Origin of the sequence: Bordetella sp. BOR01 (genome assembly GCF_019218885.1) — a bacterium.
Lineage (GTDB): Bacteria > Pseudomonadota > Gammaproteobacteria > Burkholderiales > Burkholderiaceae_B > Bordetella_A.
Genome location: NZ_JAHUWT010000001.1, coordinates 150,098 through 162,770, shown reverse-complemented (window position 1 = coordinate 162,770; position 12,673 = coordinate 150,098). Strand labels below are relative to the sequence as shown.

General features: G+C 65.2%; 11 protein-coding genes. 4 read left to right on the top strand and 7 right to left on the bottom strand.

All coding sequences use genetic code 11. The annotated features are described in order from the left end of the window. Positions 1-966 carry a tripartite tricarboxylate transporter substrate binding protein gene (locus KW845_RS00745; RefSeq protein ID WP_255592439.1) on the top strand — a complete coding sequence of 322 codons (966 nt, stop codon included), beginning with the start codon at positions 1-3 and terminating at the stop codon, positions 964-966. A gap of 27 nt (positions 967-993) precedes the next feature. On the opposite strand, the gene KW845_RS00740 is transcribed toward KW845_RS00745, so the two are convergent. Both KW845_RS00740 and KW845_RS00735 read right to left on the bottom strand, forming a co-directional pair. Continuing rightward, positions 994-2,574, bottom strand: coding sequence for a hydantoinase B/oxoprolinase family protein (locus KW845_RS00740; RefSeq protein WP_255592283.1), 1,581 nt, complete (start codon positions 2,572-2,574; stop codon positions 994-996). Continuing rightward, complete coding sequence (locus tag KW845_RS00735; RefSeq protein WP_370628160.1) at positions 2,571-4,685, bottom strand: hydantoinase/oxoprolinase family protein; 2,115 nt, start codon at positions 4,683-4,685, stop codon at positions 2,571-2,573. The genes KW845_RS00740 and KW845_RS00735 overlap by 4 nt, the downstream gene beginning before the upstream one ends. 145 nt (positions 4,686-4,830) lie before the next feature. On the opposite strand from KW845_RS00735, the gene KW845_RS00730 reads away from it, so the two are divergent. Then, complete coding sequence (locus KW845_RS00730; protein WP_218367279.1) at positions 4,831-5,766, top strand: LysR family transcriptional regulator; 936 nt, start codon at positions 4,831-4,833, stop codon at positions 5,764-5,766. Positions 5,767-5,789: 23 nt separating this feature from the next. Here KW845_RS00730 and KW845_RS00725 read toward each other — a convergent pair whose 3' ends face one another. Continuing rightward, entirely contained in the window at positions 5,790-6,986 is a 1,197-nt protein-coding gene (locus tag KW845_RS00725; RefSeq protein WP_255592282.1) for an NADH:flavin oxidoreductase/NADH oxidase, read from the bottom strand. Further along, positions 6,944-7,930, bottom strand: a complete 987-nt coding sequence (locus KW845_RS00720) for a tripartite tricarboxylate transporter substrate binding protein (RefSeq protein WP_218367278.1) — start codon at positions 7,928-7,930, stop codon at positions 6,944-6,946. Before KW845_RS00720 ends, KW845_RS00725 begins: the two co-directional genes overlap by 43 nt. 273 nt (positions 7,931-8,203) lie before the next feature. Between KW845_RS00720 and gloA the strand changes: the two genes are divergently transcribed. After that, complete coding sequence (gene gloA / locus KW845_RS00715) at positions 8,204-8,599, top strand: lactoylglutathione lyase (RefSeq protein ID WP_218367277.1); 396 nt, start codon at positions 8,204-8,206, stop codon at positions 8,597-8,599. Positions 8,600-8,621: 22 nt separating this feature from the next. Further along, positions 8,622-9,155 (top strand): peptide deformylase, encoded by a 534-nt coding sequence (gene def, locus KW845_RS00710; protein WP_218367276.1) that lies wholly within the window; start codon positions 8,622-8,624, stop codon positions 9,153-9,155. Here the strand turns inward: def and KW845_RS00705 are convergent. Genes KW845_RS00705 through KW845_RS00695 form a run of 3 tightly spaced genes read right to left on the bottom strand, consistent with a single transcriptional unit; the run spans position 9,152 to position 12,643 of the window. Beyond that, positions 9,152-10,813, bottom strand: coding sequence for an ABC transporter ATP-binding protein (locus KW845_RS00705; RefSeq protein ID WP_218367275.1), 1,662 nt, complete (start codon positions 10,811-10,813; stop codon positions 9,152-9,154). The genes def and KW845_RS00705 overlap by 4 nt on opposite strands. Continuing rightward, positions 10,810-11,649, bottom strand: coding sequence for an ABC transporter permease (locus KW845_RS00700; RefSeq protein WP_218367274.1), 840 nt, complete (start codon positions 11,647-11,649; stop codon positions 10,810-10,812). The genes KW845_RS00705 and KW845_RS00700 overlap by 4 nt, the downstream gene beginning before the upstream one ends. Before the next feature lie 4 nt (positions 11,650-11,653). Beyond that, positions 11,654-12,643, bottom strand: a complete 990-nt coding sequence (locus tag KW845_RS00695; protein WP_218367273.1) for an ABC transporter permease — start codon at positions 12,641-12,643, stop codon at positions 11,654-11,656. Positions 12,644-12,673: the final 30 nt, after the last annotated feature.

Here is a 12,673-nt window from a genome sequence, read left to right as displayed (position 1 = left end):
ATGATCCAGGCCGCCTGCGGGGCGGCACTGGCTACACTCGTCTGTGCCGCGCCGGCATCGGCGCAGTCCTTTCCCCAGCGCCCCATTACGCTGGTGGTGCCCCACTCGGCCGGCGGCACCTCCGACATCCTGGCGCGCACCGTCGCCAGCGAGGTATCCAAGTCGCTGGGGCAGAACATCATCGTCGACAACAAGGGCGGCGCCAACGGTTCGATCGCCGCCAAGACGGTCGCCACCGCCGAACCCAATGGCTACACGCTGCTGCTGGCCACGGCCAGCACGCACGGGATCAACCCGGCGCTGTACAAGAACCTGCAATACGACGCCGTGAAAGACTTCACGCCCGTGACCTTGCTGGCCACGGTGCCCAACGTGCTGGTGGTCAACAAGCAAGTCAAGGCCACCAATGTGCAAGAGCTGATCGCCGAGATCAAGGCCAACGGCAACGCCTTCAACATGGCGTCGGCCGGCGCCGGCACGCCCGGCCACCTGGCCGGCGAGATGTTCAAGCAACGCGCCGGACTCGACTTCGTGCATGTGCCCTACAAGGGTGGCAGCCCCGCGCTGGCCGACCTGATCGGCGGACAGGTGCAGTTCCTGTTCACCACCATTCCGGGTGCCATGCCGCACATCAAGGCCGACACGCTGCGCGCGCTGGCAGTCACCTCGCCGCGGCGCTCGCCCGCCCTGCCCGACCTGCCCACCATGGCCGAATCGGGCCTGCCGGGCTTCCAGGCCATCTCGTGGCACGGCATCGTCGCGCCGGCCGGTACGCCGGCGGCCACAGTCGATCTCTTGAACCAGGCCTTCGCCAAGGCCCTGGCCTCGCCCGAAGTACGCCAGCGCCTGATGGAAGAAGGCGCCGAGGCGGCCAACCTGGGCAAGGACGAGTTCGGCGCATTCATCCAAAGCGAGATCGCCGCGTGGGCCGAGGCGGTGAAAGCGTCGGGCGCGTCGGCCAACTAAGGCCCGATCGGGCAGCCCCCCGCACCGTCACGCCTTGCCGAATCCGCCGCCCCCGGCGGATTCCATCAAGATGCGGTCGCCGGGCCGCAGGATGCGCTGTTCGGTCGGGTCCACATCGGTGCCATTGATGGCCAGGCGCCCTCGCTGCCCGTCGGCGCCTCCGTGCAAGCCAACCGGAGGATGCTTCAGGCGCGTCATCAGGAACGATGCCGATATGCTCGAGGCTTCCGGCGTGATCTCGAATTCGAATGTCAGGCCGTCGCCGCCCCGATGCGCGCCGGCGCCGCCGCTGCCGCGGCGGATCTCGCGGCGGTGCACGCGTATCGGCGCCAGTGCCTCCATCATTTCCACCGGCGTGTTGCCCAGGTTGGCCGGGAACGAGAGCGCGGAAAAACCGTCGCGGCTGGCCGTGGCGCCCTGCCCGCCGTTGATGAAGTTCACCACATTGAATGGCCGGTCGCGATACTGGCCGAACATCGTCACTGAAGAATTCCCCGAACCCGAGGCCCACACCCGCTCGGGCAGCACTGGCGCCAGCGCCAGGAAGATGGCGGGCGACAGCATGTGGCCGATCGCCCCCCGGCCGCCGGACGCGGCCGGATACGTGGGATTCAGGATCGAGCCCAGGGGCGCCTGCGTGCTGATGGGCAGGATGCTGCCTTCATTATTGGGCACCTCGGGACACAGCAGCGCCTTGATGGGATAGGCCGAATAAGCAAACGCATAGATGGGCACCACGTTGACCGCGCGCGGCTGCTGCGGGCTGGAACCGGCATAGTCGATCGCAATGGTGTCATCGCGCACCGTAACCTTGCAGCGTATCAGGATGGGCTCTTCGAAGCCGTCGTGGTGGACTTCGGATTCGTAGATGCCGTCAGGCACGGCGCGGATCGCATCGCGCATGGCCGTCTCTGAACGCTGGCGTATTGCCGCGCCCAGGGCGTCGAGGTCCACCGACTGCAGCAGTGGCACCAGGCGCTCTTCCATCATCCGGCAGGCGCTCACTTGCGCCCAGATGTCACCCAGGCCCTGTTCCGGCACACGGATGTTCTGCCGGATCATGTCCACCAGGGTCTGGTTCACCTGCCCCGCATCCATCAGCTTGAGCATGGGAATCTGCAGGCCCTCTTCGTAGATATCCCGATTGGCATTGCTGCGCAGCCGTCCGCCGATATCCGGCAGATGCGAGACCAGCGCGGCAAACGCCACCACGCGCCCGTGGAAAAAGATGGGCATGACCGTATTGATGTCGTGGATGTGCCCCGTACCCATCCAGGGATCGTTGGTAACCAGTACATCGCCCGGCCGCAAGGTCTCGAGAGGATACTTCTTCAGAAAATGCTTTACGGTGGCCGGCAGGCTGCCGATGAACGACGGGATGCTCAGCGTGGATTGGGCCAGCGACCTGCCCTGGGCATCGGTCAGCACTACCGCGAAATCGTTGGCATCGCGCACCAGCGTCGAAAAACAGGTGCGCACGAACGCCGTCGAAGCCTCGTCCACGATGCTGATCAGGCGCTTCCACAAGATCTCGAGTTCGATAGGGTCGAACCGGGCCGCGGGCTGGGCATGCGCCGGCGGGGTCGGGCTTACGGTAGCTCGCATCATTCAAACTCCTTGAGTGTCACCGAGACAGTCAGGTCCGGCAGGATCTCCACGTCGGCCGCAATAGGAACGACAAGCGTCGACTCCCGCTCTTCAAGCACCAGCGGCCCCTGTAGCCGGGTACCGGCGGGCAGCGCATACCGCTCGTAGACGTCCACCGCGCCGAACTCGCCCTTCAGCGGCAGGTAGATCTCGCGCCGTACCGGCATGCCCCCGGCGACGGCGGCGCCTTCGCCCCAATTGAAGTCGCGCGAAACCGCGGCCGACTTGCCGGTCAGGCGCCACGTCAGCACCTGCGGCCGGGCTCCGGGAACCAGGTGGCCGTACAGCGCGCGGTAGCGGTCTTCAAATGCATGCCGCACGACTTGCGCGGCATCGTTGCCGAACTCGCTCCAGGGCATGCTGACCGAAACGTTGTCGCCCTGCCCGTAGTAGCGCATCTCGACTCCGACAGACCATTGCGCGACCGCCTCCGGCACGCCGGCGGTAGCCAGCTCGGTAGCGGCTTCCTGGCGCAGCCCGCGCAGGCGCTCGCTGACCTCGTCCCAGGCGATATCATCCAGCAAGGCGGGCTGCGACCAGGAACGATCGGCCCGGGCGGGCGCGGCCAGCATGCCCAGGCAAGAGCCCGCGCCCGCCGCGATCGAGGCAAGCAGCCTGGGCATGCGCAGCTTGCGGGCAACCTCGATGGCATGTACGGGGCCGGCGCCGCCGGTGGCCACGAAAGTGAAGTCGCGCGGATCGTGGCCTTTCTCTGCGATATGGATGCGGGCGGCATTGGCCATGTTCTCGTTGACCATGTCGTGTATGCCCCAAGCGACTTCCAGCGGCGCCATGCCGAGCTGGCCCGCCAGGCGTTCCAGGCCCTGCATCGCCTGCTCTTTGCGCAGGCGCATCTCGCCGCCCAGGAAGTTGTCGGGATTCAGGTAACCCAGCACCAGGTCGGCGTCAGTCACGGTGATTTCCGTGCCGCCGAGTCCGTAGCAGGCCGGCCCGGGCACCGAGCCGGCAGACTCGGGGCCAATATTCAGAAGGCCCATGCGGTTCACATGCGCGATCGAGCCGCCGCCGGCGCCGATCTCGATCAGGTCGATGCTGGGAATCAGGATGGGCAGGCCCGACCCGCGCTTGAATCGGTGCACGCGCGCGCATTCGAAGTTGTATGCCACCGGCGCCTCGCCATCGGCCACCACGCATGCCTTCGCGGTGGTGCCGCCCATGTCGAACGCAAGCACCTTGCGCACCCCCTGCGCGCGGGCGGTATTCAGTGCCGACAGCACGCCGGCAGCCGGGCCGGACTCGAGCAGGAAAATCGGCGTGTGCGCCGCGGCGCCGGCCGAAGTGAAGCCTCCGCTGGACACCATGATGCGCAGCGCGATGCCGGGCGTCAGCGCCTCGATGCGCGCTTCCAGTTGACGCAGATAGTCGGCGACCACGGGCTTGACATAGGCGCTGGCTGCCGCCGTCGACGTGCGCTCGAACTCTTTGACTTCACGTGCCAGGTCAGAGGACAGCGACACCTCGACATCGGGCAAGGCCGCCTGCAGCGCGGCACCCACGCGGCGTTCATGATCGTCGTTCAAGTACGAATGCAGCAGCGAGACTGCTACCGAACGTACGTCCAGCGCGCGCACCTCATCCACGATGCGCTGCAGCTCGGCGTCGGTCAGCGCGGTCACGGTCTCGCCAGAGGCCGCCAACCGTTCGCGCGCCTCGATGCGGCGCCCGGGTGCGATCAAGGGACGGGGCAACGCCAGTTCCAGGTCGTACAGGTCATACCGCAGTTCGCGCCCGATATCGAGCGCATCCCGCATGCCCTCCGTGGTAACGAGCGCCGTCGTGGCGCCCTTGCGCTCGATCAGCGTATTGGTGACCAGCGTTGTCCCGTGCACCACTTCGTCCAGCATCTGTGCTGCGCCATCGCCCGCCTGCCTGAGCAATTCGCCGATAACCGCCGATACCGCCTGGCCGGGATCTTCCGGGGTGGTCAGTGTCTTGCCCACCCAGATGCGGCCGTCCGCCTCGCGGGCGGCGACGCCGTCGGTGAAGGTTCCGCCGATGTCGACGGCGATGCGCAAGCGCTGCGTTACGGGCATTGCAGATAGGTTCTTCACGATGTTGCGGCTCTGGACGTCATTGAACTTGCGACCAATGATAGGAAAGGGTATTTACGATCACAAATGAAAAATTGTGGTTGATTGATTCGCCATGCCTATATATTCTTGACCGTGCGTTTACTGATGCCCGCGTACCGCCACCATGCCTACCAACATCACCTTGCGCCACCTGCGCAGCTTCGTCGCAGTCGCCGATACCGGCTCGTTCACGCGCGCGGCCGAACGTCTCTTCCTGACGCAGTCCTCGCTCAGCTCGACCATCCACCAGCTCGAGGCGGATATCGGCATCAAGCTGTTCGACCGCACCACGCGCAGCGTGACGCTCACGCCCGCGGCCCACCATCTGCACCAACGGTCCGCCGCGCTGCTGCAGCAGTTCGATGCCGTCGTCAGCGACCTCAAGGCCGTGGCCCTGCAGCAACAAGGCCATGTCCGCATCGCCGCCGCGCCGTCGGTGCTGGTCTGGCTGCTGATACCGGCGTTGCCGCGGTTCCAGGACAAATACCCGCAGGTCACACTGTCAATACGCGAAGGGGGCTCGGCGGAAATCGAGCGGCGGGTCCGCGATGGAGAAGTCGATTTCGGCCTGACCAGCCGCCTGTCGAACTACGCCGAGCTGGACTATTCCCCCCTGTTCAGGGACCGCTACGGCGTGGCCTGCAGCAACGACCACCCGCTGGCCGTCGTACCGGGACCGGTGCGGTGGTCGCAGGTATCGGCGTATCGCGACGACCTGGTGGGGCTGGCGTCCGACACGCAGGTGGGAAGCGTGCATCGCCGCACCTTGCAGCAATTCGACTTGGCGGAGCACCGCGAAGAGGTGTCGAGTTCCGCGTCTTTGTACCCGATGCTGCAATTGGGTCGGCGCATCTCGATATTGCCCATGCTTACAGCCCAAACGCACCAGCTCGACTCCTTGAAGTTCCTGTTCCTGGACGAGCCCGCGATTTATCGCGAGCTGTTCCTGGTTACCCGCCGCCTGCGATCGATGTCCTCGACCGCGCAGGGACTGCTGCAGGCTTTATCGATCACCTTGCGCGAGCAAACGCTGCCCGACGGGGTCGAACTGGTCGGCTAAGCCGCATCGGAACGCCAGGCGGGTCAACCCGGCCCGGACAAGGCCCGGATATCTTCGCGCCGCTTCAGCCACCAGGCGTAGTCGTCGGGCAGCAGATCCAGGTAGCCGGCCAGGCCCAATTCGCGCCCGGCGCGCACTGGCCAATTGGGGTCCACCATCAATTCGCGCGCCAACGCGATCAGGTCGGCCTGCCCGTCTTGCAGTATTTGCTCGGCCTGCGCCGGCTCGGTAATCAGGCCGACCGCGCAGGTGGCGACAGCTGCCTCGCGCCTGACACGCTCGGCGTACGGCACCTGGTAGCCCGGCACGCGCGGTACCACGGCCATGTTCAACGGCCCGTTGATGCCCCCCGAAGAGCAGGTGATCACATCCACGCCCCGCTGGCGCAGGGCCCGCGCCAGCGTCACGGTATCGTCCATGTCCCAGGCGCCGCCATTGCCGTCGATTGCCGACACGCGAAAGAACACGGGCCTGTCGTTCGGCCAGGCCTCGCGCACCTGTTCAGCAATACACAAGGCCAGGCGCATGCGCCCTTGCAGGTCGCCGCCCCACGCATCGGTGCGGCGGTTGGCCAGCGGCGACAGGAACTGGTGGATCAGATAGCCGTGCGCCCCATGTATTTCGCAGATGTCGAAACCGGCGTCCACGCTGCGCTGCGCGGCCAGGCGCCACGACTGGATCACCGCCTCGATACCGCTGTCATCGAGCGCATGCGGATCGAGCGCGCCGGGCTTGGCCGGCAGCGCGCTGGCCGATACCCCGCGCCACGGCGGCATGCCTGCTGCCGCGTCTTCCGGCGTCAACGGCCGGAAGTTGGTCCAGGGTGGCCCGCAAGAGGCCTTGCGGCCCGCATGGCCGAGCTGGATGCCGCACGCCGCGCCGGCGCCGCGGATGAAATCGGTGATGCGCCGGTAGGCCTCGACATGGCGGTCGGCATAAATGCCCGCACAGCCATAGGTCTTGCGGCCGCGCTCTTCGACCGCGGTTTCCTCGCAAAAGACAATGCCTGCGCCGCCCAGCGCGAACTTCCCCAGGTGCACCAGGTGCCAGTCGGTAGGCGCGCCGTCCTGCGACGCGTACTGGCACATTGGCGATACGACGATCCGGTTGCGCAGGGCCAGCCCGCGCAGCGTCGTGGGCACCAGCAGCAGCGGCTTCGATGTATTGGCAGCCCGCGTCATGGCAGGACGATGTGCCGCTGCTGGATCAGGTTGCCCCATTTGGCGGTCTCCGTTTTTGCATAAACCGCATACGCCGCGGGGCTGCCGCCGGTGAGTTCGAATCCCAGGCCGCCCAGTTTTTCGGTCACGGCGGGGTCTTGCAGCGCGGCATTCAGCGCGGTATTGATGCGCGCCACGACTTTCGCGGGCGTACCCGCCGGCATGAACAAGCCGAAAGTCGTCAATGATTCGAACCCGGCCGCGCCCGCCTCTGCCAGGGTCGGCGTGTCGGGCAGCAAGGGCGCGCGGCGGGCGCCGCTGGTGCCCAGCGCCCGCAGCTTGCCGGCGCGCACCAGCGGCTCGGCAATACTGATATCGACAAAGCCGGCCTGCGTCTGGCCACCCAGAATCGCCTGTACCGCGGGCGCCCCGCCGCGATAGGGCACATGCAGCATCTGGGTGCCCGTGGTCGACATCAGCAATTCCATCGCCAGATGACTGGAGCCGCCCACGCCGGACGAGGCGTACGTGACCGCGCCGGGCTGCTGTTTGGCGTACTGCACCAATTCCGCCAATGTGCCGGCCGGCACGCCGGGATGTACACATAGCACCTGCTGGTTCGAGCCTATCATCCCCACCGCCACGAAATCAGTCGTCACGTCATAGGGCAGGTCGTGATAGAAATGCGGTGCAATGGCAAAGGTACTGTTCGTGCCCAGCAGCAGGGTATAGCCATCGCCCGAGGCGCGCGCCACCTGCGCGTAGCCGATGGTTCCCGTTGCGCCTGGCTTGTTCTCGACCACCACGGTGGTGTCCAGGTCGCGGCCCATGCGCTCGGCCAGGATCCGGCCCAGCAGGTCGGTCGAGCCCCCTACCGACCACGGGATCACCAGCCGTATCGGGCGATCGGGATAGCCGGCGTCCGCGGCAGCGGCCAAGGCCGGCGCGACTGCCGCGAACAGGAAGGCAATGACTGAAAAACAGGCACCAGCGATGCGTTGCATGAACATCCCCCTGTGATTTTGTAGTGGGACGGCAACCGGGCCTTGCCCGTTGCCGTACCCGTACTATGGGCGACAGGGGCAAAGCCCTACAAATGAAAAAAACCAATGCTTTCATAGGCAGGCGTCAACAATCCGGCCGGCACCGCCGCATGCCTCACAATGGGGCCCGATGCACTGGCAGGGCGCATCGGGCGCACGCGATACGGGCAAAGCGCACGGGTATTTCTTGCTACGATGTACGCCTGTGCCCGCTTTCCCTATCAAGGAATTTTCATGCGTTTTCTACATACCATGCTGCGCGTCGGCAACCTGGACAAATCCATCGATTTCTACACCAATGTCCTGGGCATGCGCGTGCTGCGCCGCAAAGACTACCCCGATGGCAAGTTCACGCTGGCTTTCGTCGGCTACCAGGACGAAAACGAGGGCGCCGTGATCGAACTGACCCATAACTGGGACACCGACCACTACGACCTGGGCAACGGCTACGGCCATATCGCCCTGGAAGTCGACAACGCCTACGACGCCTGTGAAAAGGTCAAGCAAAAAGGCGGCAAGGTTACCCGCGAAGCCGGCCCCATGAAGCACGGCACCACGGTCATTGCGTTTGTCGAAGACCCCGACGGCTACAAGATCGAGTTCATCCAGCACAAGGGCCGGGCCGACTGACGCCCCCGCCGCGCACGCCACCATGATCCACACCATACTCAAGATGGGCGACCCGCGCCTGTTGCGCGTGGCGCAGCCGGTTCAGCACTTCGACACCCCCGAGCTGCATGCGCTGGTTGCCGACATGTTCGACACCATGGTGCATGCCCAGGGCGTGGGCCTGGCGGCGCCGCAGATCGGCGTCGACCTGCAAGTGGTGATTTTCGGGTTCGAGCACAACGAACGCTACCCCGACGCGCCGCCGGTGCCCCTGACCGTCCTGTGCAATCCGGTGATCACGCCCTTGTCGGACGAGCGCGAAGACGGCTGGGAAGGTTGCCTGTCGGTGCCCGGCCTGCGCGGCATGGTGCCGCGCTACCGGCATATCCGCTACAGCGGCCACGATCCGCAGGGCAGGCCCATCGAGCGCGAGGCCGAAGGCTTTCATGCGCGTGTGGTGCAGCACGAGTCCGACCACCTGATCGGCCGGCTGTACCCGTCGCGCATCGAAGATTTTTCGAAGTTCGGTTTCACCGAGGTACTGTTTCCCGGCATGGATCCGAACCGCGACGACTAGGCAGGTTGATCGCCTTGCGCCAGCAACCTGGGCGGCACCCAGTCCTTGCCCGGAATGGCGCCGATCAGGCGCTGCGTGTAGTCTTGCTGCGGCCGGTCCAGTATCTGGGCGGGTTCGCCATATTCCACGATGCGCCCGCGGTGCATCACCGCGATCCGGTGGCAGATCTGGGCCGCCACCCGCAGGTCGTGGGTGATGAATATCATGGCGATATTCAGCCGCTGTTGTATCTGATGCAGCAAGCCCAGCACCTGCGCCTGCACGGACACGTCCAGCGCCGAAACCGACTCGTCGGCCACCAGCAGCTGCGGTTCCAGGGCCAGCGCGCGGGCGATGCCGATGCGCTGCCGCTGGCCGCCGGAGAATTCGTGCGGATAGCGGTTGAACGCCGACTCGCCCAGTTCCACCAGTTTGAGCAGTTCGTGCGTCCGCCTGTGCGCCTCAGCGGGCGGCACACCATTTGCCAGCGGGCCATCGTTAATGATGCGGCCCACGGTATGGCGGGGGTTCAGCGAAGCGAACGGATCCTGGAAGATCATCTGTATATGCTTGCGATGCGGCAGGAATGCCGAGGGCGACAACGGAGCGATATCCCGGCCGTTGAACAGCATCTGGCCGCCGTCGATCTCGATGAGTTTCAGCAGGCATTTGCCGATGGTGGATTTCCCCGACCCGGATTCTCCGACCACGCCCAGCGTCTCGCCCGGCCCGACACTGAAGCTGACATCATCGACCGCGCGCACCACCCGCTTCTTTACCAGCAGCCCGCCTGCCGTCACATAGTGCTTGCTCAGGTTCCGGACTTCAAGAACCGGCCCACGGGCCACGCCAGCGGACGACGCCCGCGCGCGCCCATGCGGCACGGCATCGATCAATCGGCGCGTATAGGAATGCACCGGGCGGTTCAGCACCTGCCCGGCGCTGCCCTGCTCTACCAGGACGCCCTTTTCCATTACCACGACCCGATCGGCAATATCGGCCACCACGCCGAAATCGTGCGTGATGAACATCACGGCCATGCCCATGGACGCCTGGATACGCTTGATCAGCGCCAGGATCTGCGCCTGGGTGGTGACATCCAGCGCGGTGGTGGGTTCATCGGCGATAAGAATGGCGGGCTCCATCGCCATGGCCATGGCAATCATCACGCGCTGGCGCTGCCCGCCTGACAGGCGAAACGGGTACACATGCTGCAGTGAATCGGGATCGGGCAAGCCCACCAGGCCCAGCAGTTCCAGCACGCGGCGGCCACGGGCCTCGCCGGGAAACGCGCCGTGCACCGCCATGACCTCGCGAATCTGTTCCCCCACCGTCATGACCGGATTCAAGGCCGACATGGGCTCCTGGAAGATCATGCCTATTTCCTTGCCCCGCAGCGTGCGCAGCGTCTCTTCGGATTGCCGCAGCAGGTCCTGGCCCTTGAAAAGGATGCGTCCTTGGCGGGGCGCCAGGCCCGCGGGCAACAAACCCATGATGGCGTTCGCGCTGATCGATTTTCCCGACCCCGACTCACCCACCACGCAAAGGATCTCGCCGGCCCGCAGGTCGAAAGAGACATCCTGCACGGCATAGGGCCGGTCTGCTCCCCTGGGCAGGGCCACCGTCAAGCCATCCACGCGCAGCAGTGTGCCGGCCGGCTGATTGACCGGATTGCTCATGACTCACCTCGCTTGCGCAACTGGGGATTGAGCGCGTCGTTCAGGCCTTCGCCGACCAGGTTGATGGCCAGCACGGTAAGCAAGATGGCTACCCCCGGCATCACGCTCATCCACGGAGCCTCGCGCAGCATGGTGCGCGAAGCGCCGATCATGAAGCCCCAGCTCATCAGGTTGCGGTCGCCCAGCCCCAGGAAGGACAAGGCCGACTCCGTCAGGATGGACGTCGCGATCATCAATGAAGCCGCCACGATGATGGGCGAGGTCGCGTTGGGCAATATCTGCGTCCAGATGATGCGGGCCGGCCGCTGGCCTATCACGATGGCGGCCTGCACGAATTCGCGCTGCTTCAGCGACAGGAATTCCCCGCGCACCAGGCGGGCCACCGGCGGCCACGACACCACCGCAATCGCTCCGACGATCGAGTAGATCGAGGGCTTGAATATCGCCACCAGCACAATGGCCATGGCGAACTGGGGAATGGCCTGGAAGAACTCGGTAAAGCGCATCAGCAGGTCGTCGACCCACCCTCCATAGAACCCGGCGGCCGCGCCGATGAAGATACCCAGGCAGACAGCCACGAAGGTCGATACCAGGCCGATCAGCAGCGACACGCGGGCCCCGTACGCCAACCCCGTGCCGATATCGCGCCCCAGCATATCGGTGCCGAACAGGAATTCCGATTGCGAAAACGGCTTGAGCAATGGTTCGCCCACCATCATCCACGGCGACCGGCCGAACCATACCGATGCGAAGACCGCGGTCAAGGCCACCAGGGCCAGCATCGCCGTGCCCACCACGGCACCGCGATTCTGCATGAAACGCTGTAAGACATTCATTGGATCAGCTCCCGAGTTCTATGCGCGGATCGATGCAGCGATAGAACAGATCCGTAATCAGGTTGAACACCACCACCATGACCGATGTCACCAGGAACACGCCCAGCAGCACTTGATAATCGCGCTGCAGCAGGGCGTCGAACATCAGGCGGCCGATTCCCGGCCAGCCAAACACTGTCTCGGTCAGGACGGCGCCGCCCGCCATCTGGCCCAGCTGTATGCCCGCGAAGGTCACCACGGGCAAGAGCGCGTTGCGCAACACATGCTTGCGGATGATCTGGCCGGCCGGCACCCCTTTGGCGCGTGCGGTCTTGACGAAATCCATGCCCATGACCTCGAGCATGGATGCGCGCGTCAGCCGCGCGTAGATCGCCATGAAGAAACACCCCAGGGACACAGTCGGCAGCACCAGGTGCCTGACGACATCCAGCACGTGCGCCATGCCGCTCAGGCCTGCGCCGACCGATTCCATGCCGAAGGCCGGCAGCCATCCCAGCATGACCGAAAAGAGAATGATGGCCAGCAGGGACAACCAGAACAGCGGCGTGGCATACAGCACCAGTGCCGCCGACATGATGGCGCTGTCCAGCCATTTGCGGCGCTGGGTATAACGGCTTTGCGCCGCCAGCACGCCCAGCAGCACGCCCAGCACAATCGAAAAGACAAACGCACAGCCCATCAGCAGCAGCGTGGCGGGCAGGCGGTCGAGGATCAGGTCCAGCACGGGCAGGCGGCTGCGGTACGAATAGCCCAGGTCCAGCTGGGCGACCCCCTGCAGGTAGATCAGCAGCTGGCGGTATATGGGCTGGTCCAGGCCGAACTTCTGGCGCAGTTCATTGACGTAGCCGGGATCCGACGCGCCCGATTCTCCCGCCATGATCGAGGCCGGGTCGCCCGGGGCCAGGTGGATCAGGATGAAATTGATAATGACCACGCCCAGCACCACCAGCACCACCTTGGCGAGCCTGGAAACGAGAAATGATGCGAATTTCAAGATGCCACATCCTTGTTTGACGGTCGAACT

What these genes read in the sequence shown, in the direction of transcription:
- KW845_RS00745 (WP_255592439.1), top strand. Translation starts at nt 1, where the DNA reads ATGATCCAGGCCGCCTGCGGGGCGGCACTGGCTACACTCGTCTGTGCC.
- KW845_RS00740 (WP_255592283.1), bottom strand. Translation starts at nt 2,574, where the DNA reads ATGATGCGAGCTACCGTAAGCCCGACCCCGCCGGCGCATGCCCAGCCC.
- KW845_RS00730 (WP_218367279.1), top strand. Translation starts at nt 4,831, where the DNA reads ATGCCTACCAACATCACCTTGCGCCACCTGCGCAGCTTCGTCGCAGTC.
- KW845_RS00725 (WP_255592282.1), bottom strand. Translation starts at nt 6,986, where the DNA reads ATGGGGCAACCTGATCCAGCAGCGGCACATCGTCCTGCCATGACGCGG.
- KW845_RS00720 (WP_218367278.1), bottom strand. Translation starts at nt 7,930, where the DNA reads ATGCAACGCATCGCTGGTGCCTGTTTTTCAGTCATTGCCTTCCTGTTC.
- gloA (WP_218367277.1), top strand. Translation starts at nt 8,204, where the DNA reads ATGCGTTTTCTACATACCATGCTGCGCGTCGGCAACCTGGACAAATCC.
- def (WP_218367276.1), top strand. Translation starts at nt 8,622, where the DNA reads ATGATCCACACCATACTCAAGATGGGCGACCCGCGCCTGTTGCGCGTG.
- KW845_RS00705 (WP_218367275.1), bottom strand. Translation starts at nt 10,813, where the DNA reads ATGAGCAATCCGGTCAATCAGCCGGCCGGCACACTGCTGCGCGTGGAT.
- KW845_RS00700 (WP_218367274.1), bottom strand. Translation starts at nt 11,649, where the DNA reads ATGAATGTCTTACAGCGTTTCATGCAGAATCGCGGTGCCGTGGTGGGC.